18 protein-coding genes and 1 pseudogene are annotated in these 22,415 nt (G+C 64.1%); 1 reads left to right on the forward strand and 18 read right to left on the reverse strand.

Annotated features, from left to right (window positions below; translation table 11 throughout):
- Positions 1 to 87: 87 nt before the first annotated feature.
- Positions 88 to 1,312, reverse strand: a pseudogene (locus BB934_RS41850) (IS701 family transposase).
- Between the two features lie 641 nt (positions 1,313 to 1,953).
- Here BB934_RS41850 and ltrA point away from each other — a divergent pair.
- Positions 1,954 to 3,237, forward strand: a complete 1,284-nt coding sequence (ltrA, locus tag BB934_RS41860) for a group II intron reverse transcriptase/maturase (protein ID WP_237050679.1) — start codon at positions 1,954 to 1,956, stop codon at positions 3,235 to 3,237.
- Between the two features lie 337 nt (positions 3,238 to 3,574).
- On the opposite strand, the gene BB934_RS41865 is transcribed toward ltrA, so the two are convergent.
- The 17 genes from BB934_RS41865 to BB934_RS41945 all read right to left on the reverse strand — a co-directional run bounded on the left by BB934_RS41865 (position 3,575) and on the right by BB934_RS41945 (position 22,353).
- Complete coding sequence (locus tag BB934_RS41865; RefSeq protein ID WP_099515674.1) at positions 3,575 to 4,741, reverse strand: MFS transporter; 1,167 nt, start codon at positions 4,739 to 4,741, stop codon at positions 3,575 to 3,577.
- A 289-nt stretch (positions 4,742 to 5,030) separates the two neighbouring features.
- Positions 5,031 to 5,801, reverse strand: a complete 771-nt coding sequence (locus tag BB934_RS41870; protein WP_099515468.1) for an amino acid ABC transporter ATP-binding protein — start codon at positions 5,799 to 5,801, stop codon at positions 5,031 to 5,033.
- A gap of 16 nt (positions 5,802 to 5,817) precedes the next feature.
- Positions 5,818 to 6,627 carry a transporter substrate-binding domain-containing protein gene (locus tag BB934_RS41875; RefSeq protein ID WP_099515469.1) on the reverse strand — a complete coding sequence of 270 codons (810 nt, stop codon included), beginning with the start codon at positions 6,625 to 6,627 and terminating at the stop codon, positions 5,818 to 5,820.
- A 46-nt stretch (positions 6,628 to 6,673) separates the two neighbouring features.
- Entirely contained in the window at positions 6,674 to 7,330 is a 657-nt protein-coding gene (locus tag BB934_RS41880; protein WP_099515470.1) for an amino acid ABC transporter permease, read from the reverse strand.
- A 12-nt stretch (positions 7,331 to 7,342) separates the two neighbouring features.
- Positions 7,343 to 8,014 (reverse strand): amino acid ABC transporter permease, encoded by a 672-nt coding sequence (locus BB934_RS41885; protein WP_099515471.1) that lies wholly within the window; start codon positions 8,012 to 8,014, stop codon positions 7,343 to 7,345.
- Positions 8,015 to 8,022: 8 nt separating this feature from the next.
- The gene (locus BB934_RS41890; RefSeq protein WP_099515472.1) at positions 8,023 to 9,663 is read right to left on the reverse strand and encodes a GMC family oxidoreductase; all 1,641 of its coding nucleotides are present in this window, start codon (positions 9,661 to 9,663) and stop codon (positions 8,023 to 8,025) included.
- Between the two features lie 82 nt (positions 9,664 to 9,745).
- Complete coding sequence (locus tag BB934_RS41895) at positions 9,746 to 10,513, reverse strand: 3-ketoacyl-ACP reductase (protein WP_099515473.1); 768 nt, start codon at positions 10,511 to 10,513, stop codon at positions 9,746 to 9,748.
- Positions 10,510 to 12,024, reverse strand: a complete 1,515-nt coding sequence (locus BB934_RS41900; protein ID WP_237050680.1) for an FAD-dependent oxidoreductase — start codon at positions 12,022 to 12,024, stop codon at positions 10,510 to 10,512. The genes BB934_RS41895 and BB934_RS41900 overlap by 4 nt, the downstream gene beginning before the upstream one ends.
- Positions 12,021 to 13,133 carry an ABC transporter ATP-binding protein gene (locus tag BB934_RS41905; protein WP_099515474.1) on the reverse strand — a complete coding sequence of 371 codons (1,113 nt, stop codon included), beginning with the start codon at positions 13,131 to 13,133 and terminating at the stop codon, positions 12,021 to 12,023. Before BB934_RS41905 ends, BB934_RS41900 begins: the two co-directional genes overlap by 4 nt.
- Before the next feature lie 14 nt (positions 13,134 to 13,147).
- Positions 13,148 to 14,044 carry a carbohydrate ABC transporter permease gene (locus BB934_RS41910; RefSeq protein ID WP_099515475.1) on the reverse strand — a complete coding sequence of 299 codons (897 nt, stop codon included), beginning with the start codon at positions 14,042 to 14,044 and terminating at the stop codon, positions 13,148 to 13,150.
- Positions 14,041 to 14,910, reverse strand: a complete 870-nt coding sequence (locus BB934_RS41915; protein WP_099515676.1) for a carbohydrate ABC transporter permease — start codon at positions 14,908 to 14,910, stop codon at positions 14,041 to 14,043. The genes BB934_RS41910 and BB934_RS41915 overlap by 4 nt, the downstream gene beginning before the upstream one ends.
- 133 nt (positions 14,911 to 15,043) lie before the next feature.
- Positions 15,044 to 16,306 (reverse strand): ABC transporter substrate-binding protein, encoded by a 1,263-nt coding sequence (locus BB934_RS41920; RefSeq protein WP_099515476.1) that lies wholly within the window; start codon positions 16,304 to 16,306, stop codon positions 15,044 to 15,046.
- 40 nt (positions 16,307 to 16,346) lie between these two features.
- Positions 16,347 to 17,882, reverse strand: coding sequence for an aldehyde dehydrogenase family protein (locus tag BB934_RS41925; protein WP_099515477.1), 1,536 nt, complete (start codon positions 17,880 to 17,882; stop codon positions 16,347 to 16,349).
- Between the two features lie 10 nt (positions 17,883 to 17,892).
- Complete coding sequence (locus tag BB934_RS41930; protein WP_099515478.1) at positions 17,893 to 18,669, reverse strand: enoyl-CoA hydratase/isomerase family protein; 777 nt, start codon at positions 18,667 to 18,669, stop codon at positions 17,893 to 17,895.
- Complete coding sequence (locus BB934_RS41935) at positions 18,666 to 20,285, reverse strand: acyl CoA:acetate/3-ketoacid CoA transferase (protein ID WP_099515479.1); 1,620 nt, start codon at positions 20,283 to 20,285, stop codon at positions 18,666 to 18,668. The genes BB934_RS41930 and BB934_RS41935 overlap by 4 nt, the downstream gene beginning before the upstream one ends.
- Complete coding sequence (locus BB934_RS41940; protein ID WP_099515480.1) at positions 20,282 to 21,307, reverse strand: Gfo/Idh/MocA family protein; 1,026 nt, start codon at positions 21,305 to 21,307, stop codon at positions 20,282 to 20,284. The genes BB934_RS41935 and BB934_RS41940 overlap by 4 nt, the downstream gene beginning before the upstream one ends.
- A complete protein-coding gene (locus BB934_RS41945) occupies positions 21,304 to 22,353 on the reverse strand; it encodes a LacI family DNA-binding transcriptional regulator (RefSeq protein WP_099515481.1) in 1,050 nt (349 codons plus the stop codon). The genes BB934_RS41940 and BB934_RS41945 overlap by 4 nt, the downstream gene beginning before the upstream one ends.
- Positions 22,354 to 22,415 lie beyond the last annotated feature (62 nt).

Consider the following 22,415-nt stretch of genomic DNA (forward strand, 5'->3'; position numbering starts at 1 on the left):
CACTGGCCTTGCCGGATCGCGGACGCCGCTCGACGCGATAGACGTGATGAAGTCGTGCTGCCGGCAGCTTAGTAATACAGCCGGGATTTACGCCGGCGCCGTGTGCGCGTGCGCCAATGGCATTCTCGCGCACGCTGTTGATGGCGCCGATGCCACACCGACCAGTGCTCGACCTCTTTAACCGAAGGCGGCCGCTCCTACACCAGATGCCAGGGCAGTCGCCGCACCGCCGGCACGGTAAGCGGCAACAACCCCGCGGCTTGCACGACGGGGGCTTCTCCCCCCGATGGCGTGCTGGCGCACGATCGTCAGATAGGCATGCGCCAGCATGGATAACGTGGTGTGCCGGTGCCAGCCTGTCCATGAGCGCACCTCGTATTCGTCCAATGCGGTCTCTCCCTTGGCGTCTTCAAAGCAGGTCTCGATCCGCCAGCGCTGACCGGCCACCTGCACCGGCTCGGCGAGCGGCGTCTCCTCTGGCGAACGGGTAAGATAGAACGCGAACTGATGCGGTCGGCCCTTCCGGCGTCGGATCAGCAGCCCGGCTTTCCAACCCGGCACCGGCGGTGCGCGGTAGGGCAGATACGCCCAATCGTACAGCCGCGGCCCCTTGGCGCCCTCGCCGGCGCTGAGCCGTTTCCAGCCCTTGGCCGGCACGCCCTCAAGCCAATCCTCCACGTGCTCCAGCCCGAGCCGCTGGGCCGAGGTCACCGCCAGCACGTAGCCGCGCCCGTGCGCCTCGATCAGGCGGCGTCTGATGACCGGCGCCATACACGCAATCGCCGACCACGCACCGGCAGGGCACCCCGGCCGCAAAGGCGCGCTTCAACAGGGCCTGTCCGAGCTTCGGCTTGGTGGTGAAGCTCACACTCTCCGGCACGCCCGCTTCCGCGCAGCGTGCAGCATCGAAGGCCCAGGTCTCGGGCAGGTACAGCGCCCGGTCGATCAGCGCATGGCCATGGCGGCTGGCATAGGCGAGAAAGACACAATGCGGCCGGCCGTGCCCGGAGTACTGGCGTTTGACGCCCGCCAACTTGTCGCCCTTCTTGAGAAAGCCGGTCTCGTCGAGCATCAGCACGGCCTCGGCATCCCAGTGCATGCGGGCGAGGAAATCCTGCACGCCATCGGGACTGATATCCCCGGCGGCTTCCGCCAAGTGCCAGCCGTTCTTGCGCTCGAGCGGCGAGAGCAGGCCCTGCAAATAGGCCCGGGCGCGGCGGCGTGGTTCGGTGCGGCTGAACCGAGGAGCAATCCGGGCGACGAGATCATCTAACTGATTGGCCCAGCGGTGGGCCGCGCTTGCATGCGTCATTGCTCGACACCTACGTGTCTAAGACAACGCACAAACCCGGCTGTAGTATTAGGTCGTTCCAGATACGACAGATCGCGCTTGGCAGAAGGTCCGGAATGGGTGTGCGCCGTGACAAGGCGGCGCTTTCCAGTGGGTGCAAGTCCCACCCGGCAAAAGCTCCAGCCGGAAGCAACCGGAGCAGTCATGGAGGTAACGAAATGGCTGAAGCCTTCGGATAGCGGGTCACGAATTGGTGACCGCGCGAGTGTGCAGGCCGCAACGTGAGTGAACGCTGAGCAAGCCTCGAAAAGGACGATGTGCAGGCCGACCCGACAACCCTTTCGGGGAAGGCTGATACGGCTGGGTGAATGAGCAAAGAGTACGCCCAGGCGCTGCACCGGGGTAGTGGCGGCAGCATGGACACAAGGAAAGCGCACGCAACACGGGAAGCCCCAGGACGTGGTCAGGGATGACCAACCGGAGGCCCGCGAGGGACAGACCGGGCGCCCTGGGGTGGCGGAGAGGCTCGTAGGACCTTGGAAGCCGGGTAATGCCGGTGGAGGAAAGGGGCCTCAGTTCAAGACAGACGCACGACGTGGTGAGGGACCTGGAGATTGGGCAACCTATCAACTCCGAAGAGTGTTCAGAAACTGCAGACGGCGTTGCACGCGAAAGCGAAGGCAGAGGCCGGTTATCGCTTCTACGCCCTGTACGACAAGATCAGCCGCGAGGACATTCTGGCGCATGCCTATGCCCAGTGCCGCTCCAATAAGGGCGCACCGGGTGGCGACGGTCAGGACTTTGCGGACATCGAGGCATATGGGGTCGAGGGATGGCTGGGTGAACTGGCGCTTGCGCTCAGGCAGGAGACTTACCGACCGGACCCGATCAGACGCGTGTTCATTCCGAAGGCCAACGGCAAACTCAGGCCGCTGGGCATCTCGACCGTGCGGGATCGAGTCTGCATGACGGCAGCGATGCTGGTGCTGGACCCGATCTTCGAGGCCGACCTTCCACCGGAACTCTATGCCTATCGTACCGGGCGTAATGCCCAGCAGGCGGTGATCGAGGTGGAAGAGCTGCTGTTTCGAGGCCATCCGGACGTCGTGGACGCCGACCTCGCGGACTACTTCGGGAGCATTCCCCATGCCGAGCTGATGACGTCAGTGGCGCGCCGCATCGTTGATCGGCGCGTGCTGCACTTGATCAGAGGGTGGCTGGACTGCCCCGTGGAAGAGACCGACACACGAGGACGGACGACACGGACAACGGAGGCGCGCGATCAACGGCGCGGCATCCCGCAGGGCTCACCCCTCTCACCCTTGCTGGCCAATCTGTACATGCGCCGGTTTGTGCTGGGATGGAAGAAGCTCGGGCTGGAGCACAGCCTCGGCAGTCGCATCGTGACCTATGCGGACGACCTCGTGATCCTGTGCAGGAAGGGCAAAGCCGAAGAGGCCTTGCACCGGCTGCGCGAGATCATGGGCAAGCTGAAGCTGACGGTGAACGAGGAGAAGACACGCATCTGCAAGGTGCCGGAAGGCGAGTTCGACTTCCTGGGGTACACGTTCGGACGGATGTATTCGGCGAGAACCGGCCAGGCCCGCCTGGCGCAACGGCCCTCGAAGAAGAGCATCCGGCGCGCGGTCGAGAAGATCCATGCGCTGACCGCCCGAGCGGGAACATGGCAAGAGACCACAGTGCTGGTGGGCAAGTTGAACCGCACGCTACGCGGATGGGCGAACTACTTCTCAGTAGGCACCGTCAACCCGGCGTACCGGGCGCTCGACACCTATACAGCGGTGCGGTTGCGCCGGTGGTTGCGCTCCAAGCATAAGGTCAGGCGACGCAAGGGCGGGGCTTATCCCCTCTCGCATCTTTACGGGCACTTCGGGCTCGTCCGCCTGAGCCGGCTTGGGCACGACGTGCCGTGGGTGAAGGCGTGAGGTCTTGTCCGAGAGCCGGATGCGGGAGATCTGCATGTCCGGTTCGATGAGCGGGGTGTGGAAACGGAGCAACGGCTCGGCTAATGAGGCACCGCCAGGCGAAAGCGGCGGAAACAGATAGGCCGATCCTACCGCCACCGCGCCACACCTCGACTCTACCATCCTCGGTAGTACGGGGGCCTGTTTGAAGGTCTGTTGACCCTACGACTGCGGAAGTTCGGCTATCGTCTGCCTCGTGCCACGAAGAGACATTCCGTCGTCACCGTTTTTTAAGTCGAACGTCGCCGACGCTGGAAGATGTTCGAGGTGACCCCGACAAAGCCGCGTCCATATCCTGCTACGGCTTACCGACCTTGAAGCTGGCTGCGATAAACAGCGTGGCGGCCACCAGCAGGGCGAACGCCATCCGCAGATCCGTCAGGTGAGCAATGAAGCCAATCAGTGCAGGCCCGACCAAGATCCCGAGATACCCAAGCGTGGTCACGGCCGTCACCGCCAAGCTCGGCGGCATCGCCCGGGTGCGCCCTGCCACGGAGAACAATACGGGGACGACGTTCGATGCTCCGGCGCCAACGAGCAGGAACCCAACGAGGTTGGCATAGGCTGAGGGGACGAAAGCAACCATCGAGAACCCGACAGCGGCCAGGATTCCGCCGACAAACAGCACCCGCTGTTCCCCGAGGATCGTCCGCAACCGGTCGCCAGTGAGGCGCCCAAGGGTCATGGCAACCGCGAACGCAGCATAGGCCAGACCAGCAAGTCCGATGTCACTGCCGCGCTCCGTGATGAGAAACACGGCGCTCCAATCCAAGACTGCCCCCTCGACCAGGAAGCACAGGAAGCACAGGAAGCCAATGAACAGCACTGCGCCTTTGGGCCATGCGAAAAGCGGTGGCTTTTCGCTACTGTCATCCCCGTAGGGAAGCAAGCCCGGCATCGCGATTATGAGCAGGATCAGGGACATGGCACTGATCAGGCCCGCCGCGAGAAGCGGACTGATCGCAAAGCTTCCCAGCAGGAGGCTGACCAGGCTGGCGCCGGCGATGCCGCCGACACTGTACAGTCCATGGAAGCCGGACATCATCGGCCTGCCGCTGTTGCGCTCCACGATGATCGCCTGAAGGTTCATGGCGATATCGACCGTCCCCAGGGCGGCACCGAACACGGCAATGGTCATCGCCATGGCGATCGAGCCCTCGAGCACCGCCAGGAGCGGCAAGGTCAGCAGGGTCAGCAGGGTCGCAGCGGTAATCACGGCCTTGCAGCCGATCCGGGTTGTCAGAACCCCCGTAACGGGCATGGCAATGATCGAGCCAAGGCCCAGGCACAGAAGAAGCAATCCCAGAGCCCCTTCATCGAGTTGAAGCCTTTCCTTTGCCAGAGGAACGAGCGGGGCCCAAGCGGCCGTGGAAAAGCCGGCAATGAAAAACGTGAGCCGCGTCGCGATCTGCTCGCGAAGCCGCGCAGGATCGCGCGTCAGGGCTGGGGCTGGGGGAGAAGCCATCTTGCCCACCATGTCAGCCGCCGAGTCCAGTTCAGCCAGTGGGACCGCCACATGTCGTTGCCGGGTGCCGTGCCGCCTGGTGGAGAACCAGGTGCGGCGCTAGCGGCGATGGTCAAATGATACAGGACGAGCCCGGTCGGATCGGACCGAACGATCACATCCTCTTCGTCGAAGCGGTCATGCGGCATCGTATGTTTCCTCCATCTGGCCGAGATCGGTGTTCCCGAGCCGTGATGCAGTCGGCCCGGGAGCGAACTTCGACCCGTCGCGGTTTCTCAGGGACCAGCGCTCAATGGGAGAGGATCTGACCGAGGAAGTTGCGCGTGCGCTCGTGCCGGGGATTGCCGAAGAAAGTATCCGGCGGCCCCTCCTCAACGATCTCGCCCCGATCCATGAACATGACGCGATCGGCGACGCTGCGGGCGAACCCCATCTCGTGCGTCACGCACAGCATCGTCATGCCGTCCTCCGCCAGGCCGATCATGGTATCGAGGACTTCCTTGACCATCTCGGGATCGAGGGCGGACGTCGGTTCGTCGAACAGCATGATCTTCGGGTTCATGCAGAGGGCGCGGGCAATCGCCACGCGTTGCTGCTGGCCACCCGAGAGTTGGGCGGGGTACTTGGCGGCCTGCTCGGGAATGCGCACCCGCTCCAGGTACTTGCGGGCGGTCGCTTCCGCCTCGGCCTTCGGTGTGCCGCGGACCTTCATCGGGGCCAGCATGCAGTTCTCCAGCACCGTGAGGTGCGGGAACAGGTTGAACTGCTGGAAGACCATGCCGACCTCGCGCCGGATGGCGTCAAGATTGCGGCTGCTGGCCCCGAGCTCGATTCCGTCGACGACGATGCGGCCTTCCTGGGCGTGCTCGAGATGGTTGATGCACCGGATCAGGGTCGACTTGCCGGATCCCGAGGGTCCGCAGATCACGATCCGCTCGCCGGTGCGGACCTTCAGGTCGATGTTCCTCAAGACCTGGAATGTGCCGTACCATTTCTGCACGTTCTCCATGCGGATGATGATCTCGTCCCGCACGTGTTGGGCCTGCAACGCCGTCGACATGTGTCATGTCCTCCTATCAGGGCTTCTTCATCTCGGGTGCGTCCGTGCCCAGCCACTTCTTGTACGTGGCGTTGAGGGCGCCGCTTGCCTTCTGCTCGGCGAGGAACGCGTTGACGGCACCCAGCAGCTCGTCTTGGCCCGGGCGCAGGGCGATCCCGTGCACCTGCTCGCGCAACGTCAGCTTGCTGTCGAATTGGCCGGGTGCGACCTTCTCGATTTCGGAGACCACGTTCGTCGCGACGCCGATCAGGTCGACCTGTCCGGATAGCAGGGCCTGGACCGCCGACGCGTCATCATCGAAGCGACGGATCTGGGTACCCTGCGGCGCGACCGCGGTGACCGAGACGTCCTGCGTGCTCGCCCGTGCGACGCCGATCGCGAAGTTCTTCAGATCGGCAGGCTCCTTCACGCCGGCAGCCTTCTTGCCGTAGACCACGATGCGGATGCCGGCGTAGGGATCGGAAAACGTCACTTGCTTTGCCCGCTCGGGCGTGATCGCCAGGGAGGCGACCAGCATGTCGAGCTTGCCCGTCAGGAGAAACGGGATGCGGTTCGGCCCGGTGACCGGGACGATGTTCGCCTTGACACCGAGGTGCTTGGCCAAGGCCTTCGCAACGTCGGCGTCATAGCCGTCGGGCTGACCCTCGACATTCGTGATTCCGAACGGTGGAAAGTCGACCAGCATGCCGATCGTGACCTGTCCCTTCTTCTTGATCTCGTCAACGGATTGCGCGGTGGCGGGAGCCGTCGCAGCAAGGCCGGCGACGAAAACCACCCCGACGGCGAGAGCCTTGCGGAAGCCTTGGAAGTACGGTGATCGTTTCATGGGATCCTCCCTTGGAACATGGGTTCTGATTGAGGGTTGAGGACCGCTACCTCGTGGTTGCGGCTGCGAAGCGGCGTTCAAGCCGCATGCTGAGGTGCGACAACGGCCAGCACAGGATGAAGTAGATGGCTGCCACGATGCCGAAGACGAGAAAGGGCCTGAAGGTTGCGTTGTTGATGATCTGGCCAGCGCGGGTCACCTCGGTGAAGCCGATGATCGCGGCGAGCGAGGTCGCCTTGATGAGCTGCACCAGGAACCCGACGGTCGGCGGCAGTGCGATCTTGAAGGCCTGCGGCAGGATGATGTAGCGCATCGTGGCCGGGTAGTGCAGGCCCAGCGCCCCCGCGGCCTCCCACTGCCCCTTCGGTACTGCCTGGATGCAGCCACGCCAGATCTCGCCCAGGAACGCACTGGCATTCAGCGTCAGCGCAACGGCTGCCGCGATCCACGGATTGATGTCGAGCCCGAGCGTGGTCGCCCCGAAGAAGACCAGGAACAACTGCATCAGCAGCGGTGTGCCCTGGAATACCTGGATGAACCCGCCCGCCGCGAGAGAGACCGGCTTCACATCGGAAACCCTTGAGAGGGCTACGATCAAGCCGCCGACGGCGCCGCCCACGAAGGCGATCAGCGACAGCAGCACCGTCCAGCGGGCCGCCGTGAAAATGAACAGGAACTCGTTCGTGCCGAACTGGCGCAGCATATCGGTCTCTCCTCAATGCCGATCGGGGTACGCGAAGGCGACCCGGTAGATTGTCGAGAACACGGCCGAGAAGGCCAAGGACATGGCGAGGTACATGAGCGTCACGACGAGATAGACCTCGAAGCTCGTGAACGTCAGGGATTGGATGTTGTTCGCCACCGAGGTCAGATCGTCGGCCGAGATCGCCGACACGACGCTCGACGTCAGCATCAGCAGGATGAACTGGCTCGTCAGGGCCGGGTACACGGTCTTCAGGGCCGGCTTCAGCACGATGTAGCGGAAGACCTGGAGCGGCTTGAGGCCCAGCGCCAGGCCTGCCTCTACCTGCCCCTTGTGGATTGACTCGATGCCGGCCCGGATGATCTCGGTCGCATAGGCCCCGACATTGATCACCATCGCCAGCAGCGCCGCGGCGTTCGGAGAGAGTCTCACACCCGCCGCAGGAAGCCCGAAGAAGATGAAGAAGATCTGCACCAGAAACGGCGTGTTTCGAATGATCTCGATATAGCACTCGACCACCCACCGAAGGGGCTTGGGCCCGGATGTCTTGACCCAAGCACAGATGATTGCGACGACCAGCCCTAGGAGCATCGCCGACGTGGAGAGCTGTATGGTCAGCCAAGCCCCGGCCAACAGATCCCTGTAGGCCTCCAGCACGGGACCGAACCTGAAAGTGTACGTCACGGTCGCTCCTATGAGGCGAGGGTTCTGGACATGGCAGGCCGAGCCGATGCCGGCGGCAGCAGCATCCTGCCCAGGATGTGGTCCGCCGCCTTCTCGCCGATCATGATCGTCGGCGCATTGGTGTTGGACGATGTCACGAAGGGCATGATCGAGGCATCGCAGACCCGCAAACCCTCGAGACCATGCACCTTCAGGTCAGGATCGACGACGGCCATCTCGTCGGTTCCCATCTTGCAGGTGCCGCAGGGATGGTGGTCGGTCTTGCAGGTGGCAAAGGCGTACCGGACGAGATCGTCCTCGGAGGTCTTGTCCAGCCCCGGCATCCGCTCCGCCAGGATGAACGGCTTGAGGGCCGGCTGGCGCATGATCTCCCGGGCCGTGCGCAGGCCCTCGAGCGACATGGCTCGATCGTACGGGTCCTCCCAGTAGTTGGGATCGATCAGGGGCATCGCCATGAAGTCGGCTGTCCCGAGGCGGACGGTTCCCCGCGACCGTGGCCGCAGGAAGGCGGAGTTCAACGTCACGCCGGCGTTGCGCAGCTTCTCAACCCCGGCCTCGATCCCGGATCCCAGTCCGAGGTGGAACTGGATGTCCGGTGACGGGGCAGCCCGGTCCGCGTACCAGAAGCCCCCGGTCTCGAACAACGTCGACGCCACCGGCCCGCGACCGAACAGGAGGTATTGCAGGCCGGCCCACACCGTCTTGTGCAGCTTCGCATACGAGTCGTAGGTGTAGTCCCCGGTGCATTCGCAGATCGCATAGAGATCCAGGTGGTCCTGGAGGTTGGATCCGACGCCCGGCAGGTCGTGGAGCACCTTGATGCCGACCGATTTCAAGTGGTCGGCCGGACCGATGCCGGAGAGCATCAGGAGCCGGGGCGAGCCAATGGCGCCCGATGACAGCACGAGTTCGCGATCGCAGCGGATCTCGGAGCTGGCGCCGTCCGCCGAGGCTAGCTCGATCCCGACGGCGCGTCGGCCCTCCAGGATGATCCGCTTGACGGCCACGCCGGTCCGCACCGTGAGGTTCGCCCGTTCCCGAATGGGCCTGAGATAGGCGGAAGCCGCGGACGATCGCCGGGCGTTTCGGACGGTCACCTGGTAATGCCCGATACCGTCCTGCGTGGCGCCGTTGAAATCCGCGTTGTACGGGATGCCGTACTCCTGTGCTGCCCGGATGAAGGCCTCGCTGATCGGAAGCGGGTTCACGGGTACGGAGACGCCGAGCGGTCCTCCGGTCCCGTGAAACTCATCGGAATAGCGCTGGTTGTCCTCGGCCCGCTTGAAGTACGGCAGGACGTCGGCGTAGCTCCAGCCCGCGCAGTTGCCTTGCTGGGCCCAGCGGTCGTAGTCGAGCCGGTTGCCCCGGGTGTAGACCTGGGCGTTGATCGACGACCCGCCGCCGATCACCTTGGCCTGCGTGTAGCGCAGCACGCGCCCGCCGAGGTGCCGTTGCGGGACAGTCGACCAGCCCCAACTGGCAATGCCCTTCGTCATCTTGGCGAAGCCCGCCGGCATGTGGAACAACGGGTTCCAGTCCGTGCTGCCGGCCTCGATCAGGAGCACCTTGACGCCCGGATCGGCCGAGAGCCGGTTGGCGAGCACGCATCCCGCCGGTCCCCCGCCAACGATGATGTAATCGTATGTCATTGTGATCTTCCACTATCCCAACGGTGGCGCTGGTTCCGGCATGTCCCCGCCGCACCGGAAGGGACCCGCATGGTCAGTCCGGTCAAAGGCGTGCGATGCTCAGGCCGCCATCCACGTCGATGACGCTTCCGGTGGCGAAGGCGAAGGTGCCCGATGCGAGCGACGCCACGACATTCGCCACATCCTCGCCCTCGCCCCATCTGCGTGCCGGCACGAGGCCGTCGGCAATCAGGCGATCGTATTTCCCGGTCACACCGGCCGTCATGTCGGTCCGGATGATGCCCGGTCGCACGTCGAAGACCCCGATGCCGTCGGCCGCAAGCCTGAGGGCAAGTCCCTGGCCCCACATCGCGAGGCCGGCCTTCGAGATGCAATAGTCGAGGCGTTCCGGCGAGGCATGCGACGCGCTGACGGAGGTCACGTTGATGATCGACCGCGGTCCGTCCCCGCGCGATTGCTCCAGCATCACCTTGAGGACCGCCCGGGTCAGGAACACGGTGCCGCGAAGATTGACCCCGATCACGCGATCGAAGTTCTCCGGCAGCAGGTCCAGGAAGTCGCCGCGGACGACCGCTCCGATGCCGGCATTGTTCACCAGGCAGTCGATTCGGCCCGTGTTGTCCCGGATCCAATCGGTCCATCTGTCGTGAACCCGAAGGTCGCTGATGTCTCCGGACAGATAGGAGGCCTTGCCGCCGTACTGCCGGAGGTCCCCGAGGGTGTGATCCGGTTCATCGGCGGCGGTGCCCGTGATGATGAGATCGAATCCATCCATCGCGAGCTTGCGCGCGATGGCGAGGCCGATGCCTCGGCTGGAGCCGGTAACGAGGGCGACGGGGCGAGTGCTCATGCTGCGAACCTTGTGGCTTGGATGTGGTCGGCAACCCGCAGGGCCTGAGCCGCCACGGTCAGGGAGGGATTCACGGCCGCCGAGGACGGCATGAAGCCCGCATCGACGACGAACAGGTTGGGATGGTCGTGCGCGCGGCAGAACGGATCGAGCGCGGATCGGGCAGGGTCATCCCCGAACCGGACGGTGCCGCACTGGTGCGAAGGCGTCCGCTTGTCGAACGCCCTCGCAAGAACGATCGGGTAACCGGCCGCGCGGAAGACTTCCTTCATCCGACGTATGAGTCCGCGATGCGCCGTCATGTTCGTTCGCTTCCATCCCAGGACGATCGATTTCCCATCAATCTTGACTTGGCTTTCGGGGTCGGGCAGGTCCTCGCTCATCAGGTACCAGTCGACGCTGTGGCGGGCGAGCCGCTCGAGCACGAAGTCCGGTGCCCATCTCAGGCTCGCCTTGAGGACGGGAGCCGAGATCCTGCCCAGGAGCTGGACATTCCCGAGAGGCGGGCCGCCGCGGCCATCGTCGAAGTAGAAATCGTTGAGACCGATGGTCTTCTGATAGACCGAGTCGTTCCTCTTCCGCGGATCCACCGTCAGCATCGCGGTCGCGTTGTGGTTCATGAAATGGCGGCCGACGACCCCGGATCGATTGGCGAGGCCGCCCGGGTGGCGCTCGGCACCCGACCTGAGAAGGATCGCGGCCGAGTTGATAGCACCCGCGGATAGGACCACGATGCTGGCGCGGATCACGAACCGTTCGCCATTCCTGAGGTACTCCGCCCCGGCAATGCGGTGGCCGTCGCTGTCCAGGATCAGGCGCTCGACCATCGCGCCAGTCACCAAGCTGACGGACGGCTGCTCAAGTGCAACTGCCAGCGCGGCCGTCTCGGCGTCGAGCTTTCCCGTCCGTGTATCAGGGTAGGCATCCCAGGGTGTCTTGGCATGTGACAGCCATCGGTCGATATCAATGGCGAGCGGGAGCGAGAACGGATGCAGTCCCACCTTGCGCAACCGTTCACGGGCTGATGCGATCGCCGGCTCATCGGGAACGGGTGGATACGGATACGGTGAGGAGTGAGCCGGCTCCGTCGGATCCTGTCCCAGCGCACCCCGGACTTGGAAAAGTTGCTCCGCGGCGCAGTACCAAGGCTCCAGGTCCCGGTAGCTGATCGGCCATCCTGGCGAGACCCCGTCGGCATGCTCGAGAGCCTCGAAATCCCGCTCGCGGTACCGGAGCATCACGGCCCCGTAGAACTTCGAGTTCCCGCCGACGTAATAGTAATTGCCGGGGTTGAACTCCAGCCCTGCCGCATCCCGCCACATCTCCTTGGGACGGTAATGCTCCTCGATGAAAATCGACCGGGTGTTCCTCGCATGAGAGGAATGCGGCAACTGCTCGCCACGTTCGAGAATGACCACCGATGCGCCGCTTGTGCTGAGGCCCGCAGCCATGCAGGCCCCACCGATCCCGGACCCGATGATCAGGATATCGGCCGATTGCTCACGCATCATGCCACCCGATTGCCCGAGGCAGGATCAAACAGAACGGCCCGATCCATATTGTACGCAAAGTCTGTCGTGGAATGCAGCTTCACGGCCGCGTCCGAGCGCATGCGGGCCACCACGTCCTTGCCGCCAAGTCGCGTGACGACAAACGTGTCCGAGCCGGCTGGCTCAACCACCTCTGTCCGGCAGCTCACACGGATCACATTCTTGGCGTTGCGGTCGGCGCCGTCCACGTCCGTGATGGCTTCGGGACGAATTCCAAGAACGACCTTGTGCCCAGCGGGTGAGACGGGTGTGCGATCGTTGGCGATGGGCAAAATGACCGGTGCCGTTCCATCGCGCTCGATCGAGACCGCATAGGCATTGCCGGATTTCACGAGTTCACCGGGGACGAGGTTCATGGGGGGCGATCCCATGAAGTCGGCGACGAACGTGTTGACGGGATCATTGTAGATCTCGGCCGGCGTCCCGAACTGCTGGAGATGGCCGTCCTTCAGCACCGCGATCTTCGTCGCCAATGTCATCGCCTCGATCTGGTCGTGCGTGACGTAGACGATGGTGGTGCCAAGGCTATTGTGTAGACGTTTGATTTCGGTCCGCATGTCCACGCGGAGCTTCGCGTCGAGATTGGACAACGGCTCGTCGAAGAGAAACAGCTTCGGCTTGCGCACAAGGGCCCGGCCCATGGCGACGCGCTGGCGCTGACCGCCGGAGAGCTGGCTCGGCTTGCGGTTGAGAAGGTGGCCTATCTGCAACGTTTCCGCCACCTCGGCCACGGCCTTGTCCCGTTCGGGTTTCGGCACCTTGCGCATTTCCAGGCCGAACGCAATGTTCTGGGCAACGGTCATGTTGGGATACAGCGCGTACGATTGAAACACCATGGCGATGTCGCGCTCGGATGGACGGCGGTCGTTCACGCGGCGGCCGTCGATCTTGATCTCGCCGCTGCTGATGCTTTCCAGTCCGGCGATCGTGTTCAGCAACGTGGACTTGCCGCAGCCCGACGGTCCGACGAGAACCAAGAAACCACCCTCCTCCATGGCCAGATTGATGCCCTTGAGCACCGACATGGAACCATAGGACTTCTCAAGGCGATTGATTTCCAGAAATGCCATAACAATCCCTCCCTTTAGCCTTTGACAGCGCCGGACATCAGGCCGCGCACGAAGAACCGGCCGGCGACGATGTAGACGATGAGTGTGGGCAGGGCCGCCAGAAGCGCTCCTGCAAAGTGGACGTTGTATTCCTTGACCCCCGTGGATGAATTCACGAGGTTGTTAAGAGCCACCGTGATGGGCATGGCGTTCGGACCGGAGAACGAAGCGCCGAACAGGAAGTCGTTCCAGACGTTCGTGAACTGCCAGATCACCGTCACGACGATGATGGGCCCGGAGCTCGGCAGCAGGATGCGGTAGAAGATCTTGAAGAAGCTTGCTCCGTCGACCTGGGCCGCCCGGACCAGCTCCGTCGGGAAGGCCTCGTAGTAGTTCCTGAAGTAGAGCGTCGTGAACCCTAGCCCATAGACGACGTGAACCAGGATCAGGCCGTAGATCGTGCCGGCGATCCCGAGCGCTCCAAGAATGCGTGCCGTCGGAATGAGCACGATCTGGAAGGGGATGAAGCAGGCGAACAGCATCAAGCCGAAGACGATCTTGTGGCCGGGGAACCTGTACTTGGTGAGCACGTAGCCGTTGAGAGCCCCCAGGATGGTCGAAATCGCCACGGCAGGGACCACCATCAGGATCGAGTTCAGGAAGTACGGTTGAAGGCCGGTCGCCTGGACACCGATCTGGGCTTCGTTCCAGGCTTTCTGCCAGGGCTCCAGGGTCCATTGTGCCGGCAGCGACAACATGTTGCCGCCCTGGATCTCCGACAGCGGCTTGACCGAGTTCACGACCATGATGAACAGCGGCAGGAGATAGTAGATCGCGAACAGGATCAGCACGGTGTAGAGAAGTGCTCTCGACAGGGATCGCGGCGAGCTTTCACTGCGAGCGTCGGCGACGGTAGCAACTTGTGCGGTCATTTCTTTTCTCCCCGCAGCTCGGTGTAGAGGTAGGGAACGATGATGGACGAGATCATCATGAGCATGATCACCGCGGAGGCGGCGCCGATGTTCATCTGGTTTCGCGTGAAGGTGTACGAATACATGAAGGTGGACGGCATTTCGGTCGCCCGGCCGGGGCCGCCGTTGGTCATCGCGATGATGAGATCGAATGACTTGATGGCCAGGTGAGCGAGCACCACGAAGGCCGACAGAAATGCCGGCCGAAGCTGTGGAATCACGATGCGGCGGTACGTTTGGACAGTCGACGCACCGTCGATCTGGGCCGCCTTCATGATCTCGCTGTCGATGCCTCGCAGGCCGGCCAGGAACATCGCCATGATAAAGCCCGATGACTGCCAGACCGCTGCGATCACGATCGTATAGATCGCCATTTGGCTGTCCTTGATCCAGTTGAACGTGAAGCTCGTCCAACCAAGCGCGTGCATGGTCTGTTCGAGGCCGATGCCAGGATCGAGGAACCACTTCCACGCCGTCCCCGTGACGATGAACGAGAGCGCCATCGGGTAGAGGAAGATCGGGCGCAGCAATCCTTCGGCCCTGATCTTCTGGTCGATGAGGATCGCGAGGAAGAGGCCCATCACCGAACACAGGATGATGTACAGGGAACCGAAGATCGCAAGGTTCTTCAGCGCGACGGTCCAGTTGGGGATCGCAAACAGGCGCGAATATGCGCCGAACCCTATGAAGTCGAAGACCGGCAGCAGCGTCGAGCTGGTCGTTGACAGGTAGATCGTGAACAGGATGAAGCCGTAGACGAAGACAAGGAGTGCGGCGAAGCTTGGCGCAAGAACCAAGCGAGGCAGCCAGTCTTCAAGCCCACGCATCGTGCGGGGCGGCTCGGTTGACGTGGTATGACTCGAAATCGCGGCGACCGACATGGCGTGTGCCTTTCGTCTCAAAGCAATCTGTGGCGAAGGCTAGGTCCCGCACTTGCGGGACCTAGGAAGCGCAGTTGGCCTACTGCTTTGCGCTGGCGACGGCGGACACAAGCTCCTTGACGGCCTGGTCCGGGGTGTAGTCGCCGTTGAACTCGCCGGTGATGACGTCGTACATGGCGTTCTTGACGGCGGCCCGGGCTGCGTGCCCGTGGGCCAACGATCCGAGCAACGTCCCTTTCGCCTCAGCCTCCTTGACGTCGGCAATCGCCTTCTTGCCGCAATCGTCGAAGGCGGCATCGGAGACATCGGTCCGGGCGGGAGCCGAGCCTTTTACGACGTTGAAGGAGGACTGGAAGGTGGGATCCTCGATCGCCGCAGCCATCTTTTGCTGAGCGGCCTGGCGATTGGCTCCGACCTTGAACATGGCGAACTGGTCGGTGTTGAACATGACGGTGCCTTGCGTTCCGGGGAAACGGGCGCACAGGAAGTCCGTCCCCGGCTTCTTTCCGGCGCCGAGGAACTCACCCTTGGCCCAATCGCCCATGATCTGGACGGCGGCATCGCCGCGGATGACCATGGCGCTGGCCAGGTTCCAGTCACGGCCGGAGAAGTTGCTATCCACGTAGCTCCGGAGCTTCGTCATCCGCTCGAAGACCTTCTTCATGGTATCCGAGCCGAGTGCAGCGGGATCGAGGTCGATCAAGGCCTTCTTGTAGAATTCAGGCCCCCCGGTCGCCATCACGACGCTGTCGAAGATCGTGGCATCCTGCCAGGGCTGGCCACCATGTGCCAAGGCCGTCTTGCCCGACGCCTTGACCTTGTCCAGGGCCGTAATCAGTTCATCCCAGTTCTGAGGCGCCTTCAGACCGAGGTCATCAAACACCTTCTTGTTGATCCAGATCCAGTTTGTGGAGTGCAGGTTCACCGGGGCAGCAACCCACGTGCCCTTGTACTTCGAGAACTGCTGGAGGGCGGCGGGAATGTTCTTGTCCCAGTTCTCCTTGGCGGCAAGCGCGTTGAGATCGGTGAGGACGCCCTGAGCGGCCCAGTCCTGGACATCGAAGCCGAGCATCTGCGACGCCGTCGGCGGATCGCCTGCGGTGACACGGGCCCGGAGGACCGTCATGGCCTGCTCGCCGCCGCCCCCTGCGACGGGAACATCCTGCCAATCAACTCCTTGCTTCTTGAGGTTCTCCTTGAGCACGTTCAGCGCCGCTGCTTCGCCGCCCGACGTCCACCAGTGCAAGACGTCGACGCGCTCCTGAGCGAGAGCCGGTGCGCCAGCAAGGGCGCTCGAGCCAAGCAATACTGCCGAGATGAGGTATGCTTTAGTCGCTTTCATTTCAGTCCTCCCTAGAGCCGAATCCGTTTCGGCGTACGCTTCAGGTTTCTGAAGGTCGTGGCACCCACCAGGCCGTCCGCGGGCCCGAGTGGAAGTGCAGCGTCTTCTCTTCGGTGTAGTCGTCGACCGCCCTGCGACCCAGCTCGCGGCCGAGACCGGATTGCTTGTACCCACCGAAGGGAAGCTCGCTGGCGCCGTCCATGAACGTGTTCATCCATACGGTGCCGGCATGGATGCCACGGCTGACGTTCAGGCATGTGTTGAAGTCCTGGCTCCAGACGCCCGCCGAGAGTCCATAATCCGTGCTGTTGGCTATCGCGACGGCCTCGTCGGCGGTCTCGAACGTCAGGATCGACAGCACCGGGCCGAACACCTCTTCCCGCGCAATGGTCATCTGCGGCTGGACGCCGTCGACGATGGTCGGGGCCATGAACTGCCCGCTCTCATGCTCGAGGCGGGTCCCGCCGACCTTGACCTCGGCACCGGCCGCGCGGGCCTCGGCGACATATCCCTCGATCTTCTCGAGATGGTCCGGCGTGACGATGGCGCCAACCCGCACGTCCTCGTCGAGCGGATCACCGACCTTGACGTCGCGAACCTTCCGCTGGAGGTCTGCGACGAAGCGCTCGGCAAGCGGCCGTTGGATGATCAGCCGGCTTCCGGCATTGCAACATTCCCCGGCATTGAAGTAGGCGCCGAACACCGCCGCATCGAGGGCAGCCTCGAGATCCGCATCGGCGAAGACGATTTGGGGGTTTTTCCCACCCAGTTCCATCGAGACTTTCTTCAACGTCTGCGCCGCCGTGGCCATCGCGCTCTTCCCGACGCGTGTCGATCCCGTGAACGAGATCATGTCGACACGGGGATCGGACGTCATCGCGGCGCCTACGTCGGCACCCGTTCCAGCGATGATGTTCACGACACCTGCCGGCAGGCCAGCCTCGAGAAGGAGCTTCCCGAGATAAAGCGTCGACGCGGACGTCAGCTCGCTCGGCTTGACTACGGCCGTGCAACCCGCGGCCAACGCGAAGGGCAGCTTCTGGCTGACGATCAGGAACGGGAAGTTCCATGGCGTGATGATGGAGACGACACCGATCGGATCCCGGACCACGACGCCGAGCTTGTTCGGACCGAGCGTGGAGAAGCTCTCGCCATGGAGATCCCGCGCCAGGGCAGCGGCATAGCGCCAGATGTCGGCGGCGCCTGCGATCTCGCCACGGGCTTGCGCGATTGGCTTGCCAGATTCCAGGCAATCGAGCAGGGCGATCACTTCGGCATCGCGCTCGATCAGGGATGCAACGTCGAGAAGGACCTTGGATCGTTCGGCCGCGGTCATGCGCGGCCAAGGGCCGCCGTCAAATGCGCTGCGTGCGGCCGATATCGCCAGATCCGCCTCATGTTCCGAGGCCCTGGCATAGGTCGAGACCGTAACGCCGTGCGCTGGACTAATGCGTTCGATCGTTTCCCCGCCGCGTCCCGCGCCCCAGCGCCCGTCGATCAGCAGCTCGTGAGTGCGGGGGATCCTGGCCAGGGCGGCGTCCAGTCGGGAGCGGTCGAGTTTGATGGGTGCATTCATGGGTCGGCCCTCAGGTGTTCGTGTAGGATGGGGTGCGCTTCTCCCTGAAGCTCGCAACCCCCTCTTTCAGGTCGGACGTGTAGGAGACGAGGGCGCCTGCGATGCCCTCCACGGCTGCGGCGGTCTCCTCGCCTTCCGCAGCGTTGATGAGTTCCTTGGCGATCGAGACGGCGATCGGTCCACGTTCCGCGACCCGTGCCGCAATCTCATGCGCTCGTGAAAGGGCGCTCCCCTGCGGTACGACCTCATCGACGATTCCCTGTCGTTCGGCCTCCTCACCGGACAGGAGCACACCCGTGAGCGAAAGGCGCCGCACGGCCTGCGAGCCGAAGCGGCGTACCAGGCGCTGCGTTCCGGACCAGCCGGGCACCATCCCGAGACCTGTTTCGGGAAGGCCGATCTTGATCTGCGGCTCAGCCACCCGGATGTCGGCGGCCGCGGCCAGTTCCAGGCCGCCGCCCAGGGCATGACCGCCGAGCGCGGCGATCAGAGGAACCCTCAGTCGGGCCAACCGGTCGAAGGCACGATGTCCCTGGCGCGTCCACACCCGCCACATGTCCAGAGGCTCGAGGACGCCCCAGCCGGCGATGTCCCCTCCGGCGCAGAAAGCCTTGCCCTCGCCCGTGATGATCGCGCAGCGGATCTCCCGGCTGTCCTCGATGGCATTCGCGGTGTCCATCAGCGCGTCGATCATGGGCATGTCGAGGGCATTCAGCTTCTCGGCACGGGCCAGGGTGATCGTCGCCACCGTACCGTCAACCTGGAAGCGCACGTAAGGAGTTGTCATGCTGCCCTCCTCTTGGTCTTCGCGGTATCGTCCCGCGTCGGAACCCGCAGACCGAACGGCTCTGGCCGGAAAAGCGCGGCGTCCATCGGTTTCGGAGCGGTCGGCACGAGCAGGGGGAATGCGGCATGGGCGAGCACGTCCCGATCCAGGTCAATGCCAGGTGCGATCTCGACCACCGCAATCCCATCCGGCGTGAGCTTGAGAACGCAGCGCTCGGTCACGTAGGTGATGTCCTGGCCCTGCTCGATGGCACGCCGGCCCGAGAAGGAAACATGCTCGACGGCCTCGACGAGTTTGTCGACCTTGCCCTCCTTCAGGATCCTGAGCTCGCCGTCGACGATCTCGAACTTGGCACCGGCCGTATAGAAGCCCGAGAAGACGATCCGCTTGGCATGGCTCGAGATGTCGACGAACCCGCCGGCCCCGGCCGTGACATGCGGCCGGGCGCTCAACTTCGAGACGTTCACCGATCCGGTGCGGTCGATCTGAAGGAACGACAGGAGCGAGAGGTCGAACCCGCCGCCCTGGAAGTAGGTGAAGTTGTACGGCGACGGCATGATGGCTTCGGCGTTCGACGAGCAGCCGAACTTGAAGTCGAGCAAGGGGATGCCGCCGACGGCCCCGTGCTCGATCATCCAGGTAACATCGCCGTGGCATCCCTCCTCGATGAGGATTCGGGGGACGTTGGCCGAGATGCCGAAACCGATGTTGATGGCATCGCCGTAGTTCAGCTCCTGCGCAACCCGGCGCGCGACCACCTTCGAGACGTCGAATTCCGGGATGGAAAAGCTCGCGAGGGGTCTGAAGATCTCACCCGAGATGGCCGGATCGTAGACGGTCTGGGTCGTCTGCATCTGATCCGGCGCGACGACGACGACGTCCACGAGAATGCCGGGCACCATGACGTCGTGGGGCTTGAGCGTCCCGCTCTCCACCAGACGCTTCACCTGCGCGATGACGAGGCCGCCGTTGTTGCGGACGCTCAGGGCCTGCTCAATCGGGCCGAGATAGGCGCCCTCATGTTCGAACGAGAGGTTCCCGCGCTCGTCGGACGTCGTCGCGCGGATGATGGCGACGTTGGGCACGATGCTCTTGAAGTAGAGCCAGTCGTCGCCATCGAAACCGACGGTATTCACGATCGGCGCCGCGGCCGCCCGTTCGTTCATCGCACAGCCCTCGCGGGAGGGATCGACGAAGGTATCCTTGCCGACCTTGGTGAGCACGCCCGGGCGCTTCGCCGCGGCCTCGCGGTGCATGTCGAACAGGATGCCCGAGGGAATGTTGTAGGCCGGGATCTCGTTGCCGGTGATCATCTTCCAGATGGCGGGCGGCTCGGCCGAGGACGGACCCGAGGGATAGGAGCCTGCGATGATGCGCGCCAGCAGTCCGGGCTTTGCGAGATGGTCGACGCCCTTGATCCCGGACATGTCACCGGCAGCGATCGGATGGACCGTGGTCAGCGTGCGCGGATGACCTGTCTCGTCGAACCTCTTGCCGATAGCGGCAAGGACGGCATCGGGACATCCGAGTCCGGAGGCGGAGGAAACCGTGACGGTGGCGCCATCCGGGATGAGGGCGGCCGCTTCGTCGGCCTGGAGGATGCGGGGGAAGCTCATTGCGAGACCTTCGTGGTTGATTGAACGGGATCGATGGCGACGACCCGGGACGTCCTGGCGGACTCGAGGGCGGCCGCTGCGACGGCGAGGGACCAGATGCCGTCCTCTCCGGTCGCGGCGGGTTCGCCATCCCCGGCGACGGCCGCGGTAAAGCGTGCGACGCTGCGCTCGTAGAGGTTGCTGCGGTCGATTGGCAGGAGCTCCTCGCCGGACGCCGTCCGCAGCAGGACGTCCCCGATCGCCCTCTGCGTCATGCAATCGGTTCCGATCAGGGAGCCGTCGGTGCCGTGCACCTCGAATCCCGTCCTGGCGTGAGCCGTCGTGAAGGCGTCGTGGAATTGGGCGAGCACGCCGGACCTGAACCGGATCGCACCAATGGCGCCGTCCTCCACGTCGCCCTGCGACAGGCCGGCGGATTGGGTCAGTGCCGTGACCTCGACGGGATCGTCGGCCAGGACGAAGCGGAGCGTGTCCGCGTCGTGCACGGTGATGTCCAGCACCACCCCTGCGCCGGCGCCGGGGCTCGTGAGGCGCCAGCCTTGCAGGTGGGGCGGGAGGTAGACGGCATGAAAGACCCGCGCGAAGAGCGGACGCCCGATCCGGCCCGCCGCAATGGCCTCGCGCATGGCGCGATGCGTCCCGGCGTTGCGGAGATGATGGTTGGTTCCCAAGACGACGCCGGCGGCGCGGCAGGCATCGACCATGTCCCGCGCCTCACCGACCGTGAGGGCGAGTGGCTTTTCGCACAGGACATGCTTGCCGGCGCGGGCGGAGCGCAGGACCTGGTCATGATGCAGCTCGTTGGTGGTCGAGACGTAGACCGCATCGACCTCGCCGAGCAGCGCATCCAGATCGGTCGTGGGATGCGGGATGCGGTTCGCTTCCGCGTAGGCCGCGGCGCGATCCTGATCGCTGCTCATCACGGAGACGACGTCGCCGCCCGTCGAGCGGATCGCATCGATCATCCATTCCCGTGCGATCGTACTCGCTCCGAGCAGTCCCCAGCGAAGTGTCGTGGTCATGAGATCTTCCTTTCCCTCGGTGGCGGGCAGCAACTCTCGCGGACGACCAGGCGAGCCTCGCCGATGTACGTTTCCGGCGTCCGGCTGCCGGATGCGATCTGGCGCAGCAGCATCTGCGCGGCGCGCTCGCCGAGGTCTCCCGCGTCGACCGCGATCGTGGTGAGCGGCGGGGAGACCTGCCGGGCCTCTGCCGTGTCGTCGAAGCCGGTGATCGCCATGTCCCGGCCGACCACCACGCCCTTGCGGCCCAGGGCCAGCATGGCCCCGATCGCCACGACGTCGTTGAAGCACACGACCGCGGTGGGCCACTCCGGGCGGGCGAGCAGGTTGGACATCGCGGTGAACCCGCCGTCCTTGCTCGGCATCGACTCCGGCATGAGCGCGGGATCGGCATGCAGTCCTGCCGCCTCGAGAGCGCGGGTGAAGCCAGCGATCCGGTCCTTGCGCACGGCCATGGGCTCCATGCCGCCCAGGAAAGCGATCCTGCGGTGGCCGAGGGAGATCAGGTGCGCCGTAATGCGGGCGGCTCCCGCCGTGTTGTCGGACGCCACGAGCGATGTACGGGCACCCGGCACGCGCCGGATGGCCAGGATGAGCGGCATGCCGAGGTCGAGCAGGTCGTTGACCTCCCGCCCCTCGGTCTCGAGCGCCGGACAGAGGATAATCCCCGACGCCCCGTGCTCGCGCATCGATCGCACGACCTCGGCCTGCCGGACGACGCTCTCGGCCGTGTTGGCAATGAACGGAATGTAGCCCGACGTGCGCAGGACGCGTTCGATCCCGATGGCGAGCTCGGCGAAGAACGGGTTCGCTAGGTCATTGATGACCATGCCGACGATGCTCGACTGGGCACCGCGCAGGTTGGCTGCGCCGCGGTTGTAGACGTAGCCGAGCTTGGACATCGCCTTCGACACCCGGTCGCGGGTCTCGTCCGCCACAAGGGAGCTGCCCTTGAGCACCAAGGAAACCGTCGATTTGGAGACGCCTGCCTCGCGGGCGATGTCAATGATGGTGACACTCGCCGAGGCCCTCCGCTTGCCGGACATTGGGGCCGCCTTTCCATCCCTAGATCTATTGGAACGTTCCATATCATGATGATGTGCAGCCT

The organism is Microvirga ossetica (assembly GCF_002741015.1).
In the GTDB taxonomy this organism is placed as follows: domain Bacteria; phylum Pseudomonadota; class Alphaproteobacteria; order Rhizobiales; family Beijerinckiaceae; genus Microvirga; species Microvirga ossetica.

Bases quoted from the DNA above. Each gene is read 5' to 3' on its own strand.
- BB934_RS41920 (WP_099515476.1), bottom strand. From the start codon at position 16,306: ATGAAAGCGACTAAAGCATACCTCATCTCGGCAGTATTGCTTGGCTCG.
- BB934_RS41935 (WP_099515479.1), bottom strand. From the start codon at position 20,285: ATGAGCTTCCCCCGCATCCTCCAGGCCGACGAAGCGGCCGCCCTCATC.
- BB934_RS41940 (WP_099515480.1), bottom strand. From the start codon at position 21,307: ATGACCACGACACTTCGCTGGGGACTGCTCGGAGCGAGTACGATCGCA.
- BB934_RS41915 (WP_099515676.1), bottom strand. From the start codon at position 14,910: ATGCGTGGGCTTGAAGACTGGCTGCCTCGCTTGGTTCTTGCGCCAAGC.
- BB934_RS41865 (WP_099515674.1), bottom strand. From the start codon at position 4,741: ATGGCTTCTCCCCCAGCCCCAGCCCTGACGCGCGATCCTGCGCGGCTT.
- BB934_RS41875 (WP_099515469.1), bottom strand. From the start codon at position 6,627: ATGAAACGATCACCGTACTTCCAAGGCTTCCGCAAGGCTCTCGCCGTC.
- BB934_RS41930 (WP_099515478.1), bottom strand. From the start codon at position 18,669: ATGACAACTCCTTACGTGCGCTTCCAGGTTGACGGTACGGTGGCGACG.
- BB934_RS41890 (WP_099515472.1), bottom strand. From the start codon at position 9,663: ATGACATACGATTACATCATCGTTGGCGGGGGACCGGCGGGATGCGTG.
- BB934_RS41945 (WP_099515481.1), bottom strand. From the start codon at position 22,353: ATGTCCGGCAAGCGGAGGGCCTCGGCGAGTGTCACCATCATTGACATC.
- BB934_RS41895 (WP_099515473.1), bottom strand. From the start codon at position 10,513: ATGAGCACTCGCCCCGTCGCCCTCGTTACCGGCTCCAGCCGAGGCATC.
- BB934_RS41925 (WP_099515477.1), bottom strand. From the start codon at position 17,882: ATGAATGCACCCATCAAACTCGACCGCTCCCGACTGGACGCCGCCCTG.
- BB934_RS41870 (WP_099515468.1), bottom strand. From the start codon at position 5,801: ATGTCGACGGCGTTGCAGGCCCAACACGTGCGGGACGAGATCATCATC.
- BB934_RS41905 (WP_099515474.1), bottom strand. From the start codon at position 13,133: ATGGCATTTCTGGAAATCAATCGCCTTGAGAAGTCCTATGGTTCCATG.
- BB934_RS41900 (WP_237050680.1), bottom strand. From the start codon at position 12,024: ATGATGCGTGAGCAATCGGCCGATATCCTGATCATCGGGTCCGGGATC.
- BB934_RS41910 (WP_099515475.1), bottom strand. From the start codon at position 14,044: ATGACCGCACAAGTTGCTACCGTCGCCGACGCTCGCAGTGAAAGCTCG.
- BB934_RS41880 (WP_099515470.1), bottom strand. From the start codon at position 7,330: ATGCTGCGCCAGTTCGGCACGAACGAGTTCCTGTTCATTTTCACGGCG.